Annotated in this window: 18 protein-coding genes, 5 tRNA genes and 1 pseudogene; 17 read left to right on the forward strand and 7 right to left on the reverse strand. The window is 40.1% G+C overall.

Annotation, left to right across the window (positions count from 1 at the left end; all coding sequences use genetic code 11):
* The first annotated feature begins 46 nt into the window (after positions 1 to 46).
* From sabA to QU01_RS03320, 6 genes and pseudogenes are all read left to right on the forward strand, one after another.
* A pseudogene (sabA, locus tag QU01_RS03290) lies at positions 47 to 2,211 on the forward strand (Hop family adhesin SabA/HopD).
* A 433-nt stretch (positions 2,212 to 2,644) separates the two neighbouring features.
* Positions 2,645 to 2,720, forward strand: a tRNA-Lys gene (locus tag QU01_RS03300).
* A 10-nt stretch (positions 2,721 to 2,730) separates the two neighbouring features.
* A tRNA-Glu gene (locus QU01_RS03305) sits at positions 2,731 to 2,805 on the forward strand.
* Between the two features lie 41 nt (positions 2,806 to 2,846).
* Positions 2,847 to 2,922: transfer RNA gene (locus QU01_RS03310), tRNA-Val, on the forward strand.
* 40 nt (positions 2,923 to 2,962) lie between these two features.
* A tRNA-Asp gene (locus tag QU01_RS03315) sits at positions 2,963 to 3,039 on the forward strand.
* A gap of 63 nt (positions 3,040 to 3,102) precedes the next feature.
* Positions 3,103 to 3,178: transfer RNA gene (locus QU01_RS03320), tRNA-Glu, on the forward strand.
* 13 nt (positions 3,179 to 3,191) lie between these two features.
* Here QU01_RS03320 and panC read toward each other — a convergent pair.
* Both panC and pyrF read right to left on the reverse strand, forming a co-directional pair.
* Positions 3,192 to 4,022 carry a pantoate--beta-alanine ligase gene (gene panC / locus QU01_RS03325; RefSeq protein ID WP_033762273.1) on the reverse strand — a complete coding sequence of 277 codons (831 nt, stop codon included), beginning with the start codon at positions 4,020 to 4,022 and terminating at the stop codon, positions 3,192 to 3,194.
* On the reverse strand, positions 4,023 to 4,706 hold the full coding sequence (gene pyrF, locus QU01_RS03330; protein WP_033762270.1) for an orotidine-5'-phosphate decarboxylase: 684 nt from the start codon (positions 4,704 to 4,706) through the stop codon (positions 4,023 to 4,025).
* A gap of 118 nt (positions 4,707 to 4,824) precedes the next feature.
* Here pyrF and QU01_RS03335 point away from each other — a divergent pair, with 118 nt between their 5' ends.
* From QU01_RS03335 to QU01_RS03365, 7 genes are all read left to right on the forward strand, one after another.
* Complete coding sequence (locus QU01_RS03335; RefSeq protein WP_033762267.1) at positions 4,825 to 5,490, forward strand: carbonic anhydrase; 666 nt, start codon at positions 4,825 to 4,827, stop codon at positions 5,488 to 5,490.
* Positions 5,477 to 6,307, forward strand: coding sequence for a 3-deoxy-8-phosphooctulonate synthase (kdsA, locus tag QU01_RS03340; RefSeq protein WP_033762264.1), 831 nt, complete (start codon positions 5,477 to 5,479; stop codon positions 6,305 to 6,307). The genes QU01_RS03335 and kdsA overlap by 14 nt, the downstream gene beginning before the upstream one ends.
* A gap of 9 nt (positions 6,308 to 6,316) precedes the next feature.
* Positions 6,317 to 6,787, forward strand: coding sequence for a 6,7-dimethyl-8-ribityllumazine synthase (ribH, locus tag QU01_RS03345; RefSeq protein ID WP_033762261.1), 471 nt, complete (start codon positions 6,317 to 6,319; stop codon positions 6,785 to 6,787).
* Position 6,788: 1 nt separating this feature from the next.
* Positions 6,789 to 7,205 (forward strand): transcription antitermination factor NusB, encoded by a 417-nt coding sequence (gene nusB / locus QU01_RS03350; RefSeq protein ID WP_000235749.1) that lies wholly within the window; start codon positions 6,789 to 6,791, stop codon positions 7,203 to 7,205.
* Positions 7,206 to 7,509: 304 nt separating this feature from the next.
* On the forward strand, positions 7,510 to 8,271 hold the full coding sequence (locus tag QU01_RS03355) for a YaaW family protein (protein WP_000323696.1): 762 nt from the start codon (positions 7,510 to 7,512) through the stop codon (positions 8,269 to 8,271).
* Between the two features lie 84 nt (positions 8,272 to 8,355).
* Positions 8,356 to 8,496, forward strand: a complete 141-nt coding sequence (locus QU01_RS08290) for a hypothetical protein (protein WP_033762258.1) — start codon at positions 8,356 to 8,358, stop codon at positions 8,494 to 8,496.
* Positions 8,497 to 8,992: 496 nt separating this feature from the next.
* Positions 8,993 to 9,628 (forward strand): hypothetical protein, encoded by a 636-nt coding sequence (locus tag QU01_RS03365; RefSeq protein WP_033762254.1) that lies wholly within the window; start codon positions 8,993 to 8,995, stop codon positions 9,626 to 9,628.
* 18 nt (positions 9,629 to 9,646) lie between these two features.
* Here QU01_RS03365 and flgG read toward each other — a convergent pair whose 3' ends face one another.
* From flgG to pdxJ, 4 genes are all read right to left on the reverse strand, one after another.
* Positions 9,647 to 10,435 carry a flagellar basal-body rod protein FlgG gene (gene flgG, locus QU01_RS03370; protein WP_000946438.1) on the reverse strand — a complete coding sequence of 263 codons (789 nt, stop codon included), beginning with the start codon at positions 10,433 to 10,435 and terminating at the stop codon, positions 9,647 to 9,649.
* 177 nt (positions 10,436 to 10,612) lie between these two features.
* On the reverse strand, positions 10,613 to 11,635 hold the full coding sequence (gene tsaD, locus QU01_RS03375; RefSeq protein WP_033762251.1) for a tRNA (adenosine(37)-N6)-threonylcarbamoyltransferase complex transferase subunit TsaD: 1,023 nt from the start codon (positions 11,633 to 11,635) through the stop codon (positions 10,613 to 10,615).
* A gap of 64 nt (positions 11,636 to 11,699) precedes the next feature.
* Complete coding sequence (pdxA, locus tag QU01_RS03380; protein ID WP_033762249.1) at positions 11,700 to 12,623, reverse strand: 4-hydroxythreonine-4-phosphate dehydrogenase; 924 nt, start codon at positions 12,621 to 12,623, stop codon at positions 11,700 to 11,702.
* 1 nt (position 12,624) lies between these two features.
* Entirely contained in the window at positions 12,625 to 13,413 is a 789-nt protein-coding gene (gene pdxJ / locus QU01_RS03385; RefSeq protein ID WP_033762246.1) for a pyridoxine 5'-phosphate synthase, read from the reverse strand.
* A gap of 135 nt (positions 13,414 to 13,548) precedes the next feature.
* Between pdxJ and wecA the strand changes: the two genes are divergently transcribed.
* From wecA to QU01_RS03405, 4 genes are read left to right on the forward strand one after another with little or no spacing between them, the layout of a single operon-like run.
* Complete coding sequence (gene wecA, locus QU01_RS03390) at positions 13,549 to 14,559, forward strand: undecaprenylphosphate N-acetylglucosaminyl transferase WecA (RefSeq protein WP_033762244.1); 1,011 nt, start codon at positions 13,549 to 13,551, stop codon at positions 14,557 to 14,559.
* Entirely contained in the window at positions 14,556 to 15,152 is a 597-nt protein-coding gene (gene lpxF / locus QU01_RS03395; protein WP_033762241.1) for a lipid A 4'-phosphatase, read from the forward strand. The genes wecA and lpxF overlap by 4 nt, the downstream gene beginning before the upstream one ends.
* 9 nt (positions 15,153 to 15,161) lie before the next feature.
* Positions 15,162 to 15,590, forward strand: coding sequence for a hypothetical protein (locus tag QU01_RS03400; RefSeq protein ID WP_033762239.1), 429 nt, complete (start codon positions 15,162 to 15,164; stop codon positions 15,588 to 15,590).
* 48 nt (positions 15,591 to 15,638) lie between these two features.
* A complete protein-coding gene (locus QU01_RS03405; protein WP_033762237.1) occupies positions 15,639 to 16,757 on the forward strand; it encodes a glycosyltransferase family 8 protein in 1,119 nt (372 codons plus the stop codon).
* Between the two features lie 31 nt (positions 16,758 to 16,788).
* Here the strand turns inward: QU01_RS03405 and metI are convergent, their stop codons facing one another.
* Positions 16,789 to 17,436 carry a methionine ABC transporter permease gene (gene metI / locus QU01_RS03410; RefSeq protein ID WP_033587815.1) on the reverse strand — a complete coding sequence of 216 codons (648 nt, stop codon included), beginning with the start codon at positions 17,434 to 17,436 and terminating at the stop codon, positions 16,789 to 16,791.
* Between the last annotated feature and the right edge of the window lies 1 nt (position 17,437).

Consider the following 17,437-nt stretch of genomic DNA (forward strand, 5'->3'; position numbering starts at 1 on the left):
AAAATTTTATTGCTACAATAATCTCAAATACATTAATATGTTCTTAATGTATAAAATCTCAATCACTCAATTTAATTTCAAGGAGAATTTTATGAAAAAACCCTTTTAACTCTCTCTCTCTCTCTCTCTCTCGCTTCATCGCTTTTAAACGCTGAAGACAACGGCTTTTTTATAAGCGCGGGCTATCAAATCGGTGAAGCCGCTCAAATGGTGAAAAACACCGGCGAATTGAAAAGACTTTCAGACACTTACGAGAATTTGAGCAACCTTTTAAACAATTTCAACAATCTCAATCAGGCGGTAACGAACGCGAGCAGCCCTTCAGAAATCAATGCTGCGATCGATAATTTAAAAGCAAACACGCAAGGTTTGACCGGCGAAAAAGACAATTCCCCGGCCTATCAAGCCGTCTCTTTGGCGCTGAATGCTGCGGTGGGCTTGTGGAACGTGATAGGCTATGCGATAATGTGCGGGAATGGCAATGGCACAGAGGGGGGGCCTGGCAGCGTGGTCTTTAATAACCAACCAGGATCTTATTCAACAAGCATCACTTGCAACCGGTATGAAGCGACTGGTCCTGGTAAATCCATGTCTATCCAAGAATTTGAAAAACTCAATAAAGCTTATCAAGCTATCCAACAAGCTTTAAAGAGCGGGAATGGGTTTCCTGTCTTGGACGGAAAAGGCACAAACGAAGTGAAAGTAGAATACACCTACGAATGCAAACAAACTGCATACATTAATGGTGGTGTGTATCAATTCTGTCAAAAAAATGGCAGCAGCAATGGGGTTACTAGCACTAGTAGCAACAAAACAATGCAAACAACGCAAACCTTCCAATTCACCAATACCGCTCAAAACCTTTTGGAACAAGCCAGCACGATCATGAATGTCCTTAACACTCAATGCCCCTTGGTGCGATCCATGCATAATGAAGACGCTCCGGGTGATGGTAGCCCATGGAAAATCAATAAAAACGGGAATGCGTGCCAAATCTTTAGCGCTGAATTTAGCGCCGTTACTAGCATGATCAAAAACGCCCAAGAAATCGTCGTGCAAGCTCAAAGCCTTGATGCTAACCAGCAAAACAATCAAAACGCGCCACAAGATTTCAACCCTTACACCTCTGCTGACATGGCTTTCGCTCAAAACATGCTCAACCACGCGCAAGCGCAAGCTAAGATGCTTGAACTAGCCGATCAAATCAAAACCAATCTCAGCACTATCCCTACACATTTCGTTACAGACTACTTGGCAGCTTGCAGAAATGGGGGTGGGACATTACCTGATGCAGGGGTTACTAACAACACTTGGGGGGCCGGTTGCGCCTATGTGGGAGAGACGATAACGGCTTTAAACAACAGCCTTGCGCATTTTGGCACTCAAGCCGAGCAGATCAAGCAATCTGAGTTGTTGGCGCGCACGATACTTGATTTTAGAGGCAGCCTTAGCACTTTAAACAACACTTATAACAGCATCACCACGACCGCTTCAAACACGCCTAATTCCCCATTCCTTAAAAATTTGATAAGCCAATCCACTAACCCTAATAACCCCGGGGGCTTACAGGCCGTTTATCAAGTCAACCAAAGCGCTTATTCGCAATTATTAAGCGCCACGCAAGAATTAGGGCATAACCCTTTCAGACGCGTTGGATTGATCAGCTCTCAAACCAACAACGGCGCGATGAACGGGATCGGCGTGCAAGTGGGCTACAAGCAGTTCTTTGGGCAAAAAAGAAGGTGGGGGTTAAGGTATTACGGCTTTTTTGATTACAACCATGCCTATATCAAATCCAGCTTTTTCAACTCCGCCTCTGATGTGTTCACTTATGGGGTAGGAACAGATGTCCTCTATAACTTCATCAATGATAAAGCCACCAAAAACAGCAAGATTTCTTTTGGGGTGTTTGGGGGGATCGCCTTAGCCGGCACTTCATGGCTGAATTCTCAATACGTGAATTTAGCGACCTTCAATAATTTCTATAGCGCTAAAATGAATGTGGCGAATTTCCAATTCTTATTCAACTTGGGCTTGAGAATGAATCTGGCTAAAAACAAAAAGAAAGCGAGCGATCATGCCGCTCAGCATGGCGTGGAACTAGGCGTGAAGATCCCCACGATCAACACCAATTACTATTCTTTGCTAGGCACTCAACTCCAATACCGCAGGCTTTATAGCGTGTATTTGAATTATGTGTTCGCTTACTAAAAGCTCGCATTAAACCCCTTTTGAACCCTCTTTTTTGGGGGTCAAGCGTAAAATTCACCCCTATCCCTTTAAGAAAATAAAATAAAACTTTAATAAAATGCGTTTGACAACAAAATAAGATCTAAAACAATAAAACAAAAACCCATTTTTTAACAATGGAATTTTTTAAACCAAAAAGCATTAAATCCTAATAAGATTTGTTAGATCTTGATAAAAACAAAGCTTTTTAAAACCCCTAAAAACAAGACTAACCAATAACCAAAACGCATGGCGTCTATTATTATCCTTATAGCGTTAAAGCACAACCAAGTTTTTTATTTAAGCAAAAAGCTGTTATGCCGTTTTAAGAGCGTGTCATTTCTATGAAAACCGCAATATTTTTCAATTATTCTTGACAAGCGTTAAAAAAAATTGTATCATTATCTTTTTGTGAGACCCGTTAGCTCAGCTGGTAGAGCAATTCCCTTTTAAGGAATGGGCCGTTGGTTCAAATCCAACACGGGTCACCATGAGCATCGTGGCTCCTTCATCTAGTGGTTAGGATACCACCCTTTCACGGTGGTTACAGGGGTTCAAATCCCCTAGGAGTCACCACTCTTTTATACGGGTTTAGTTGGATTTTATCTCAATATTTTGGTCGCTTAGCTCAGTTGGTAGAGCGCTACCCTTACAAGGTAGATGTCATAAGTTCGAGTCTTATAGCGACCACCATGACTAAAGCATGCATTTTTAGGCTATGGGGTTTGGATAGGGAGCGGTAGTTCAGCTGGTTAGAATATCTGCCTGTCACGCAGGGGGTCGCGGGTTCGAGTCCCGTCCGCTCCGCCACCAAGAACTTTTTAAATCATTTTCTACGCTTTATTTCCAATATAATAGTCAATCGTTAAAAATGACCCTTTCATCTAGTGGCCAAGGATACCACCCTTTCACGGTGGAAACGGAAGTTCAAATCTTTCAAGGGTCGCCACAAAAATTTCAAACTACACCCATAAATTATCTAAAAGCCTGGTTTTACCCACACGAGCCGCCACTAAAACTAGCGTGTTAGTTGGCTCTATGGTTTTTAAAGGCTCTAGCTTGTGGTTGCAAAATTCCAAATAATCCACTTCTAAATTTTTTAAAATTTCAAGCCCTAGTTTTTTAAGCTTTTCGCACGCTTTTTCGCCCTTATCTATGGCCTGCTGGATATTTTCTAAAGCTTTTGGAATGGCTAGGGCTTGTTTTCTTTGTGTGGCATTCAAATACACATTCCTAGAGCTTAAAGCCAGACTATCGCTATCGCGCACGATCTCGCATGGCGCTATTTCAATGTCTAAAAGCAAATCTTTAACTAAATGCTGGATGATTAAAAGCTGTTGGGCGTCCTTTTTGCCAAAATACGCTCTAGTGGGATTAACAAGATGGAACAATTTTAACACGACCTGAACCACCCCATCAAAATGCCCTTTACGCACCGCTCCCTCTAAAGAGCTAGATAAAAATGTAGGGGCGTAGAGTTTTAGGCGTTGCTCTGCTTCATAGGGATACATTTCGCTCATTTTAGGCAAAAACACCGCATTAACGCCCAATCCTTCACACAAAGCCAAATCCTTTTCTAAAGGGCGCGGGTAAGCGCTAAAATCTTCGTTAGCCCCAAATTGCGTGGGGTTGACAAAAACGCTCACAATCGTGTGGAGATTTTCTTTCAAACTCCTTTCTATCAAGCTTTGATGCCCTTTGTGTAAAGCCCCCATAGTCGGCACAAACCCCACGCTTTCTTTCAAACTTTTACGATACTCTCTTAAAGCAGCAATCGTTTCTAACACCCGCATTTAACAATCCTTTAAAAGCTCTAAAACCACTTCTCTAGGCTCTTTAGCCTGATAAATGGGGCGGCCCACCACGATAAAATCGCTTAAATTTTGTTTAGCCTCTTTAGCGTTCGCTACCCTTTCTTGATCTTCTTTATCGTTTTGATCCAGCCTTATGCCAGGGGTTAAAGTCAAAAAGCCTTGACCCAAAGCCTCTTTGATCGCTAAACTTTCAAACACCGAACACACCACCCCATCAATCCCGCTCTCTTTACCCATAGCGCTCAATTTAATCGCTTGCGTTTTTAAAGGGGCGTTATACACCATCAAAAATTCCTCTTCGCTAAAGCTGGTTAAAGCGCTCACGCCCATGATCAAGGGGCGTTTTTTAAGAGCGTTTAAGCGTTGCATTAAAATGGTTAGCGCGCTTTTAGCGCTACTCAAATGCACGGTGAGCATATCAATTTCTAATTTCGCGCATTCTAGCGCGGCATTTGCCATCGTATAAGGAATATCATAGAGCTTCAAATCCAAAAAAATCTTAAAATTCCCATCAATTTTTCTGATTTCATCTAAAAAAACAGCCCCGTCTCTTATAAAAGATCTAAGCCCCACCTTAGCCCATAAATCTAAGCCCTTTAATTCTTGCAATAAAGAAAGATTGTCCTCTTTTTTTTCTAAATCTAATGCGACACATAATTGCATGAAAGCCCTTTAAAGTGTAAAATAACGCCATTATAACAAAAAGAAATGGAAGAATTTTAGCTATGATAAGCGTTTGAAAATAAAACCAAGTTTATGAAATTAGAGTAAGGGTTAAAGAGTGAAAGCGTTTTTAGGAGTGTTAGAGTTTCAAGAGAATGAATATGAAGAGCTTAAAGAGCTTTATGAGAGCTTAAAAACCAAGCAAAAGCCCCACACTTTGTTCATTTCTTGCGTGGATTCACGAGTCGTGCCTAATCTAATCACTGGCACCAAACCGGGCGAATTATATGTGATCCGCAACATGGGCAATGTGATCCCCCCTAAAACAAGCCATAAAGAATCCCTTTCTACCATTGCGAGCATTGAATACGCTATTGCGCATGTGGGCGTTCAAAACTTAATCATTTGCGGGCATAGCGATTGTGGGGCTTGCGGGAGTATTCATTTAATCCATGATGAAACCACCAAAGCTAAAACCCCTTACATTGCAAACTGGATACAATTTTTAGAGCCTATTAAAGAAGAATTAAAAAACCATCCGCAATTCAGCAACCATTCCGCCAAGCGTTCATGGCTTACAGAGCGTTTGAATGCGCGCTTGCAACTCAACAACCTCTTAAGCTATGATTTCATTCAAGAAAGAGTAATAAATAACGAATTAAAAATTTTTGGTTGGCACTACATCATAGAAACAGGCAGGATTTATAATTATAATTTTGAAAGCCATTTTTTTGAGCCGATTGAAGAAACCATTAAACAAAGGATAAGTCATGAAAACTTCTAAAACAAAAACCCCTAAATCCGTTTTAATCGCTGGGCCATGCGTCATTGAGAGTTTAGAAAATCTAAGAAGTATCGCTATTAAATTGCAACCCCTAGCCAACAATGAGCGGTTGGATTTTTATTTTAAAGCGAGTTTTGATAAGGCTAACCGCACGAGTTTGGAGAGTTACAGAGGGCCTGGTTTAGAAAAAGGCTTAGAAATGTTACAAACCATCAAAGATGAATTTGGTTATAAAATTTTAACCGATGTGCATGAGAGTTATCAAGCGAATGTAGCGGCTAAAGTAGCGGATATTTTACAAATCCCGGCGTTTTTGTGCCGGCAAACGGATCTGATTGTGGAAGTGAGTCAAACTAACGCCATTATCAACATTAAAAAAGGGCAATTCATGAACCCAAAAGACATGCAATATTCTGTCTTAAAAGCCCTTAAAACAAGAGATAAAAGCATTCAAACCCCCACTTATGAAAACGCTTTAGCTAATGGCGTGTGGCTGTGTGAAAGGGGGAGCAGCTTTGGGTATGGGAATTTAGTGGTGGATATGCGCTCTTTAACAATCATGCGAGAGTTTGCTCCGGTGATTTTTGACGCTACCCATAGCGTGCAAATGCCAGGGGGAGCGAACGGGAAAAGTTCGGGAGACAGCTCCTTTGCCCCTATTTTAGCCAGAGCTGCGGCTGCGGTGGGCATTGATGGGTTGTTTGCAGAAACGCATGTTGATCCTAAAAACGCCTTAAGCGATGGGGCGAACATGCTCAAACCTGATGAACTTGAAAATTTAGTAACCGACATGTTAAAAATCCAAAATTTATTTTAAAGGAAATTCATGCGAATCATAGAAGGGAAATTGCAACTACAAGGGAATGAAAGAGTCGCTATTTTAACATCGCGCTTCAATCATATCATCACAGACAGATTACAAGAAGGGGCGATGGATTGCTTTAAAAGGCATGGGGGCGATGAGGATCTTTTAGACGTCGTGCTGGTGCCTGGGGCTTATGAATTGCCTTTCATTTTAGAGAGGTTGTTAGGGAGTGAAAAATACGATGGCGTGTGCGTTTTAGGAGCGATTATTAGAGGGGGGACTCCGCATTTTGACTATGTGAGCGCGGAAGCGACTAAGGGCATTGCCAACGCGATGCTCAAATACAGCATGCCGGTAAGTTTTGGCGTGCTGACCACAGACAATATTGAGCAAGCGATTGAAAGAGCGGGCAGTAAAGCCGGCAATAAGGGCTTTGAAGCGATGAGTACCCTCATTGAATTATTGAGCTTGTGCCAAACTCTCAAGGGTTAAAATGGCGACACGAACTCAAGCCAGGGGGGCTGTGGTTGAATTGTTGTATGCGTTTGAGAGCGGTAATGAAGAAATTAAAAAAATCGCTTCCAGCATGTTAGAAGAAAAAAAGATTAAAAACAACCAGCTCGCTTTTGCTTTAAGCCTTTTTAATGGCGTGTTAGAAAGAATCAATGAAATTGACGCCCTCATTGAACCGCATTTAAAAGACTGGGATTTCAAACGATTAGGGAGCATGGAAAAGGCGATTTTACGCTTAGGAGCGTATGAAATTGGCTTCACGCCCACGCAAAACCCTATCATCATCAACGAATGCATAGAGCTTGGCAAACTCTACGCTGAGCCTAACACCCCTAAATTTTTAAACGCTATCTTGGATTCTTTGAGCAAAAAGCTCGCTCAAAAACCCTTGAATTGAGGGCGTTTTATACCTAAATTTAAAAAATGATGCTATAACCGCTTTATTTTCTTTTTAGCCATTATTTTATTAGTTGTTTTTTATAAAAAAAACATTATTCAGGCAATAACCAAAGAATTGGTGTTTTAAAGCATGAAATCTATAGAACTAAGAGCGTTGGGCTTTTGAGTTTAAGCCTTTTTAGAATATTAAGTATAGTTTTAGACAAATGATATTAAAATCAGTAACCACTTTAGAAAAACAGCGATGGGGTGCGAAAAGTCGTTTGTTTTTAATAAGTGATAAAACAATATAAAGGAATAATATGGCGTACAAATATGATAGAGACTTGGAATTTTTAAAGCAACTGGAATCTAGTGATTTATTGGATTTGTTTGAGGTGCTTGTTTTTGGTAAAGACGGCGAAAAAAGACACAATGAAAAACTGACCAGCTCCATAGAATACAAAAGGCATGGCGATGATTACGCTAAATACGCAGAAAGAATCGCTGAAGAGTTGCAATACTATGGGAGCAATAGTTTTGCGAGTTTCATTAAAGGCGAAGGAGTCTTATACAAAGAGATTTTATGCGATGTGTGCGATAAATTAAAGGTCAATTACAACAAGAAAACCGAAACGACTTTAATTGAACAAAACATGCTTTCTAAAATCTTAGAAAGAAGTTTGGAAGAAATGGATGATGAAGAAGTGAAAGAAATGTGTGATGAATTGTCCATAAAAAACACTGACAATTTGAACAGACAAGCCTTAAGCGCGGCGACTTTAACGCTGTTTAAAATGGGAGGCTTTAAATCTTATCAATTAGCGGTCATTGTTGCGAATGCGGTCGCAAAAACCATTCTAGGGCGTGGTTTATCGCTTGCGGGCAATCAGGTGCTTACAAGAACCCTGAGCTTTTTAACAGGCCCTGTTGGCTGGATCATTACAGGCGTATGGACAGCGATTGATATTGCAGGGCCGGCTTATAGGGTAACCATACCGGCATGCATTGTGGTTGCCACTTTACGCCTAAAAACACAGCAAGCCAGTGAAGATAAGAAGTCGTTGCAAATAGAATCCATTTAAGCTTTTTTTTAGGGAAAAAGGTATAGAATGGAGACCTAGATGCGAAAACGCATCTAGTTTTTATTTTAATTTAAGGGAGACAAAATGAGTAACAGTTGCAGTAATCAAAACCACAATCAAAAAGGTGATGCTAGAAATCAAAACAACGAAAGTTGTCAAAAAAATAGCCAAAACCAAGCTAATCAATGCAACGCTAACCACGAACATAAAAACGACAAAAAATAAGGGTTAGAGAGAGTTAAAAGGAGGGGGTTTCTTGTGCCAAAAATCAAAATAGCGTTTCATTAAATTAGCCCTATCTAAAGAAAAAATCAATAATTTCCTACTTTCAAATCAGATTTATCGTATCCAAAATGATAAGCGTATCAAAATATTTTAACTATTATCATCATTCTCTGATTGCAAAATCAATAAAGCTCATTAGCGTCTGTAGTGCTATCTTTGTGCGCAGTTAGCGGGTGTGCTTGAGCTTTTTAGGGCGTTAAACATGATTTTAAAAAATGATGCTATAATCACTAATCACTAATCACTAATCACTAATCACTAATCACTAATCACTAATCACTAATCACTAATCACTAATCACTAATCACTAATCACTAATCACTAATCACTAATCACTAATCACTAATCACTAATCACTAATCACTAATCACTTCACTAAAAAAGGGGGTTGGTGGGATTTGAGCGAGCGGTAGAAATAAAGTTAAAGGAGTAAGTTGTGATTTATACATTAGCTGTATTTTTTCCATGGTTAGCTTTTCTCTTAAGAGGTAGGATTTTTTCGGCTATATTCAGCTTTATTCTTTGGGTCATTCTTTGTCTTCCAATGATTGTTGAAGTTGTTGTTCCAATGGTTGCTTCAATGGTTGTATCTGATGTATCTGATCGTATTCCTATTTTGGGTGTTTTGGGTGCTCTTCTTTTGGAGGGAGGACCTAGCCAGATTGTTTGGTTTGCCGCTTTCTTTTTTTTATGGGTAATATTGACTGTTTGGTGCTGTTTGGTCATACATGGGGATCAAAAACGAGAGGAAATAGAACAACTTATTAATGCTATTAAAGTAGATTCCGGTAAATCTTTACACCAAGAAACACAGCAAGCGAATGAAGCTAATAAAACATGGTATCTAGCTATCGTTTTTCTCGTTGGTCTAGCTATTTTAGCTGTTTTTTTCATCAAAAGAGAACACCAACCAAACAACAACGCAAGCAACAGCCAGCCAAGCGCTATCCAAAAAATTGACGCCAAAAATCCCAACTCCAAGAACCATAAAAAGAACAATAACAACCACTCCAAAGCACAAAACCACTCCAAGCACAAAAACAACAAGGTAGCAGAGGTTAAAGAGCGTTAAGGAGAGTAAAATCCCCTTTTATCGTTTGAGAGAATTGACCGTCTGGAGCATGGCGTCAGCGGTTTGAATGCTTTTAGAATTGGCTTCATAAGCCCTTTGAGCGGTGATTAGATCCGTCATTTCTTCTACCAATCTCACATTGCTCAATTCCAAAAAGCCCTGCCTTAACTTGCCCAATCCTTGAGAATCCGGGTTGCCCACAATCGCCTCGCCACTGGCGTTGGTGATTGAAAACAGATTATCCCCCATAGAATGAAGCCCCGCCGGATTGACAAAATTAGCCAGCGTGATTTGCCCGATCACATTAGAAGTCGTTTGCAAGCCTTGAGTCACGCTCACCGTGCCATCCACACCGATGTTTACTTGCGTGGTGTCTTCAGGTAAGGTGATTTGAGGGATGAGAAGATAGCCCTCGCTCGTTACAAGATTACCCTGTTCGTCTAGCTTAAAATTCCCGCTTCTTGTATAAGCGGTGGTGCCATCAGGCAACTGGACTTGAAAAAAGCCTTTACCCGTGATGGCGACATCTAAATTATTTTCCGTTTCTTTAGGGCTGCCTTGCGAAAACATTTTAGTGATCGCGCTAGGGCGCACGCCTAAGCCCACTTCCATGCCATCTGGCGATAAAGTCGTGTTGCTTGTGTTGGTGCCAGCATATTGCATCGCTTGGTAAAACAAGTCGTTAAAATCCGCACGAGATTTTTTAAACCCGGTGGTATTGACATTGGCGATATTGTTTGAAGTGGTGTCAATATGCGTTTGTTGGGCGAGCATCCCTGAAGTGGCACTATAGAGAGAGCGAAGCATTTTTTCCCTTTAAACTGAAACTTAAAATCCTATAATTATAACAAAAATAAGATTAAATTTGACTAAAACGCTCTTTTTTAACACCCTCTTTTTAGGTTCTTGCCTCAAAATAACCGATACTTGACGCTATTGATAAATTTTAGGGCGTTTTATCATGCGCTTTCTTTTTGTATCCATTCACTCAAAACTTTTTAACAGCGTTCTTGGCGAAATGTTAGCCTTTTCTAAAGGGACAAAGCGCTTTTTTTGATAAGCTTCTAGGCTGGATCGCCCTATCATGGCGGCATTGTCGCTGCAAAATTCTAAAGGGGCTAAAACAAGCTTGCAATCAAACGCATCGCACAAATTTTCAAACGCCTTTCTTAAGGCCAGATTTTGGCTCGCTCCCCCCACAATGCCAAAAATTTTAGGGCGTTTGATTTTAAAATAGCGTTTAGTCTGCTGGATTAAATGCTCAATAGCCGCGCTTTGAAAATGATAGCCAATCTTTTGTTTTACCTCATCGTTCAAATTATGGGCGTTTTTTTCAACCTCCAAACGCACCGCATTTTTTAAACCTGAAAAACTAAAAGCCAGATTTGGGCTGTTTTTTAAAGGGATAGGGAACATTAAAGGCTCGTTTGGATGCCTATAATCAAGGGCTAATTTTTCCACTATGGGGCCTCCTGGATAGCCTAAATCAAGCATTTTGGAAACCTTATCAAAACTCTCCCCAAAGCTATCGTCTAAACTCGTGGCAACGATTTTAATGTCTTCATAATCTCTAGCCTCTAAAATCAAAGAATGCCCCCCAGAGACTAGCAGAACGCTTAAAGGCATGCAGGTTTGTTTTTCATTGATAAAGAGCGAATACACATGCCCTCTCAAATGATCTTCTAAAATCAAGGGCAAATTCAAAGACAAGCTCAAGGCTTTTGCCATCATCAAACCTTCTATTAAAGTAACGCTCAAACCTGGCTGATTGGTGATAGCGATGGCTTTAATTTTAGAAAAATCCTTATTCAAGCTTATTTTAACGCGTTCTAGTAAGAGCGGCAAATTCTCAGCATGCAAGCGCGATGCAAGCTCTGGCACAACGCCCCCATAAGAGCTGTGGTGCTTTTCTTGAGAGATTTTAAAATGAGCGATGAGTTGAGCGTCCTTTATTCTTGTAAGGGCTAAAGAGCTGTCATCGCAAGAACTTTCAATGCTTAAAATCATTATCTTTATCTTTGGGTGGTGTTTTTGCTTGAATTATACTTTGTTGGCTTGTATTTTAAAATCTTTAAGCCAAATATTTGATCGCATTCAAATAGCTTTTGTTGTTCGCTTTGTTTTGATAAGCGATATCAAACGCCGTGCCGTGGTCGGTGGAGGTGCGTAAAATGGGGGCGTTCAAACTCACATTGATGCTTTCATCAAAATAGAGCGCTTTTAAAGGGGCTAGCCCCACATCATGGCTCATGCTCACATAAAAGGGGGTTATTTTGCGCTTATTGGGGGCAAAAGCGCTATCAGCAGGCAGTGGCCCTAAAAAGCATTCAAAGCCCAGCGTTTGGTTGCTCTTTTGAATGGCTTTTAAAATCTTTTCATCTTCTTCCCCAAACAAGCCCTCTTCGCCCGCATGGGGGTTAAAACCACACACTTGAACGATTTTAGCTTGAGTGCTTTTTTGAAACGCTAACAAAAACTTGACTAACGCTCCCACTTGAATGAGTTGAGAAACCGCTCCTAAAGGCACATGGTCGCTAAATAGCCCCACAAAGAGTTTAGAACACCCAAGCATCATGATGATTTGGCGCTCTTTATAGCGTTGTTTTAAAAAATCGGTATGCCCCACAAAAGGGATTTGAGCTTGTTGCCATGCGAGTTTGTTGATAGGCAAAGTGCAAATGCCATCCACTTCTTTACTATCCGCTAACTCGCAAGCCTTTTTAAAACTCTCAAAACTATACGCCCCGCTTTGAGTGCTGACTTTGCCTATCGTGCTAGAGTTCAATAAGGGTAAGGGGGCATCAATAGCGAGTGTGTTAAGCGTTTTAGTTTCATAAGCGTTATTTAGCAATTGATTGGCCCGCTCTAAAAGTTCGCCATCAATGAGATACAACGGCTCACACAGTGCGCTCACTCCCTTATGGCTTTTTAAAATCAACTCTAAGCCTACGCCTTGAATATCCCCGCAACTGATCGCAATTTTCTTTTTAGCCATTTTATCTTTTAATAAGTTGCGCCATTTCTAAAATCGCTTTTTCTAAGCCCACTAAAACCGCTTTTGAAACCACGCTATGACCGATATTAAGCTCTCTTAAAGAAAGGATTTTTAACAATTCTTTCACATTAGTATAATTCAACCCATGCCCCGCGCACGCCGTGATGCCCATAAAAAACGCTTCTTTACTCATTCTTCTTAATTGTAAAAAGGCGTTGTGCAATTCTTCTTTCAATTCTTTGGGGCTTTTGTCTTTGAGCGCGCTAATGGCATGGATTTGATTGTTAGCGTTAGAATATAAAGCGTTGTGCAAATTCGCATACACCCCAGTGTGGAACTCCACTTGCTTGACTTGATGCTCCCTTGCAAAATGCAGAGAGTCTTTTAAAGGATCAATAAACAAAGACACCTCAATGCCTTTATTGTGATACGCTCTAATCACCTCTCCTAAACCCTTTAATGAACAATCCAACCCCCCCTCTGTCGTAACCTCATTTCTGTTTTCAGGCACGATCGTAACCTTACTGGGCTTATTTTTTAAAGAGCATAAAAAATCAGTGATTTCAGCATTAATAGAGCATTCAATATTAATAGGCAAGGGGCTTATTTCAAGCAACCTCAAAACATCTTCATTTTGAATGTGCCGTTTGTCTTCCCTCAAATGAATGGTGATTAAATCCACTTTATGGGTGTTTTTAGCGATGAATAGGGCTTCTAAAATCTCAGGCTCATAAGTCTTTCTTATCTCTCTTAAAGTAACAATGTGATCAATATTCAATCCAAAACGCATGACTATCCTTTATTTTATAATAATGATTTTTGGAATTGTAACATAAAAACCACCCCTTATGCCTATAAGATTTTATCATCAAGCTATCTTTTGCTATAATACCCAAAACAAAATGTCAATTAAATCCAATAAAAAGTGTTGTGGGTGCTATATTTTTTAACCAGTTTATTTATTTGCTCTTTGATTGTTTTGTGGTCTAAAAAATCCATGCTCTTTGTGGATAACGCTAATAAAATACAAGGCTTCCATCATGCAAGAACCCCACGAGCCGGGGGGCTTGGGATCTTTCTTTCTTTTGTGTTAGCTTATCTTTTTGAGCCTTTTGAAGCGCCTTTTAAGGGGTTTTTTGTTTTTTTGGGTTTGTTGTTAGTCTTTTTAAGCGGTTTTTTAGAAGACATTAACCTTTCATTAAGCCCCAAAATACGCCTTATTTTGCAAGCCGTAGGGGTCGTTTGCATCATCTCATCAACGCCCTTAGTGGTGAGCGATTTTTCGCCCCTTTTTAGTTTAGCTTACCCTATAGCTTTTTTATTCGCTATTTTTATGCTAGTGGGCATCAGTAACGCTATTAATATCATTGATGGGTTTAACGGGCTGGCATCAGGGATTTGCGCGATTACGCTTTTAGTCATTCATTATATAGACCCTAGCAGTTTGTCTTGTTTGCTCGCTTACATGGTGCTTGGGTTTATGGTGTTGAATTTCCCTTTAGGAAAGATTTTTTTAGGCGATGGGGGGGCGTATTTTTTGGGTTTGGTGTGCGGGATTTCCCTTTTACATTTGAGTTTAGAGCAAAAAATCAGCGTGTTTTTTGGGCTCAATTTAATGCTTTATCCGGTCATAGAGGTGCTTTTTAGTATCCTAAGGCGCAAAATAAAACGCCAGAAAGCCACCATGCCGGATAATTTGCATTTGCACACCCTTTTATTTAAATTCTTGCAACAACGCTCTTTCAATTACCCCAACCCTTTATGTGCGTTTATCCTTATTCTGTGCAACCTGCCTTTTATTTTAATCAGCGTCTTATTCCGCTTAAATCCTTACGCGCTCATTGCCATTAGCCTAGTCTTTATCGCATGCTATTTAATAGGCTATGCTTATTTGAACAAGCAAGTTTATGCTTTAGAAAAGCGAGCGTTTCAATGAAAAAGCTCAAAGGTCTTTTTTTGATCCTGCTCTTATGGGTGTATCCTTTAAGGAGTGAGCCGATCAATGAGGGGGCATACATTTTAGAAGAGATTGGCGATGTGCTCAGGTTTTTGCCTATTTTTGTAGGCACGGTCAGTTTGGCGATGCGCGATTATAGAGGTTTAGGGGAATTAGCGGTCGGCACATTGGTTACTCAAGGCGTGATTTATGGCCTTAAAGGAGCTTTTAGCAACGCCCATAAAGATGGGGCTAGAGTGGAATTTGCCAAACGCCCATGCTGTAATTCTTGGAGAGGCATGCCAAGCGGGCATGCTGGGGGGGTGTTTAGCGCGGCTGGGTTTGTGTATTACCGCTATGGGTGGAAGCCGGCTCTTCCTGTGATCGCTCTTGCAATCCTTACTGACGCTAGTAGAGTGGTAGCAGGCAAGCACACGATCTTACAGGTTACGATTGGCAGCCTTATTGCATGGGGGTTTGCTTATTTATTCACTTCACGCTACAAACCTAAACAATGGATGCTCTATCCTGAAATTTCTAGCGACTTTAAAGGCAGTAGCCGCTATGGGGTGAGCTTTTCTTATCGATGGTAAAGGGATAAAGTGCTAAAAAAGTTATTACTCATTGCGCTCTTTTTAGGGTTTTTAAAAGCAGAGGGCGAACATTATGAAATCATCGTTGAGCTTTCAAAGGCTTTTTTGAAAGCCCAAGAAGTTTTGACTGCGATCCATCAAGCTTATAAAACCTGCATAGAAACCGGGCATGATCGCACCCAAATACGCCTTCAAAGCGCTTTTTTAGAGAACTTGTCTCAAACAGAACAGCAATTTGATGATTATTTTGAAAAGGATTTTAAAAGCGTAGAAGTTTTAAAAACCTTGCTTAAAGACATCCAATCGTTAGAAAAAGCTTCCAACAAGCTTGCATGCGTTGCCCCAAAAAACGCTAAAAATTTTGAAATTTTAGAAGGAACGATAACGCAAATCATAGACTTAGAAAAACAGATGGATAAATTTATCAATAAAAACTAACATAAGCTATGATATAGTTTATTTTTACAAAATCTCCAAGGAAAATTGATGCAACATGAAATCCCTATTGCCTTTGCCTTTGATAAAAACTACCTAAAAACAGGGGCTGTTGCCCTTTACTCACTGCTTGATGCCCATCGTGCAGTTGAAAGAATAATTTTTAGTATCTATGTATTCTATAGCGGTTTGAATGAAGATGATTTAAACAGGCTCCAAGAAACTATCAAGCCTTTCAAACATTTTGCCACTTTAAAATGCCAAGATATTAGTGCCACTCTTGATTCTTTGCCCACCATCACGGATAGCGCATGGGTTAATCGCTATTCTAGAATGATTTTGGTTAAATACTTTCTCCCTAGTTTATTCCCCCAATACAGCAAAATGATTTGGTCTGATGTGGATGTGGTCTTTTGCAGAGCTTTCGCTGATGATTTTATCGCTTTAGACACAAGCGAATCTTTTCATTTGAGTGGTGTGATAAGTTTAGTATCACAATCAGTTACAGAGGGGTTTTGGTTTTGCAATTTGGATTACATGCGAGAGCACTCTTTTACCCAACAGGTCTTAGAAAAATTTAAAATTCAAGTAATGCGTCCATATTTTAAAGAACCTACATTAATACACCATTTGCATGCCTATATTAGAGAACTTCCCTTACATTATTGTGTTTTGCCTTATTATTATCAAGAAGAACTTGATGATTTGAGACATAAAGCTTCCTTACCCATTCGGTTTGAAATCATCCACCAAGACAAACCCAATGAATTTATCTATCGCCAGCAAATCCCCTATGAGATCTCTCAAATTCAAGACATTCTTTCAAACCCTATTATCATGCACTATGAATCTGATAAAGATGCTCTTGGAATCTACAATGGCAAACCTTGGGAGTTCCCTTTGGGGAATCAATACCACCTGTGGTTAGAGATGCTTGCACACACTCCATTTTGGAAAGACTTCACTCTAGAAATGCAAAAAAAACGCGTAGAATACCAAGATATTGCTCAAAAAATCCATTATTTTTCTCAAGATAAGCGTCTTTATGAAGTGAGCATACGCTCCATTAAGGTTTTTGCATCTCATTACTATAATTTAGTGATCAAAGAACGATGGTCTAAACCGATAAAAACTTTCTTTCAAAAAAAATTTTTTCAAAAAAAGTTCTAATTTGTTGGAATCACAAGGCGAAACCAAATCCCTAATACTTATGCTTTCTTAGGCGTTTCACCACATAATCCCCTGTGCTTTGAATGATTTGCACTAAAACAATGATCACGACCACCGCATAAAAAAGCACATCGCCCCTATAACTTTGATAGCCAATCCTAATGGCTAAATCCCCCAAGCCCCCAGCCCCTAACGCTCCTGCCATAGCCGAATAGCCTATTAAAGAAATTAAGGTGATGGTGATGTTATTCGCTAAAGAGGGCAGGCTCTCTAAAAGCATCATTTTAACGACTTCCAAATGAGACGCTCCTAAGCTTAAAGTGGTTTCAATCTTGCCATGCTCTACTTCCATTAAAGAATTTTCAAAAAGCTTTGCGACAAAAGGAATGGCTGAAATGGCTAGCGGGATAATGCTCGCGCTAGAGCCAATGCTTGTGCCAATCAAAAAACGCGATAAAGGCAGGAGCAAAATAATGAGAATGATAAAAGGGAAAGAGCGAGTCATGTTGATAGAAGTGTCTAAAATTTTATGCAAAAGGGGTTTGTTTAACAAATGCCCTTTTTTACTCACTAACAATAAAACCCCCAAAGGCAAGCCAAAAACAACCGCCAAAAAGCTCGCCACAAACACCATATAAAGCGTTTCTAGCGTGGCTTGAATGAGCATTTGAGAAATCATT

Source organism: Helicobacter pylori SA221C (genome assembly GCF_000476855.1).
Taxonomy (GTDB): domain Bacteria; phylum Campylobacterota; class Campylobacteria; order Campylobacterales; family Helicobacteraceae; genus Helicobacter; species Helicobacter pylori_DK.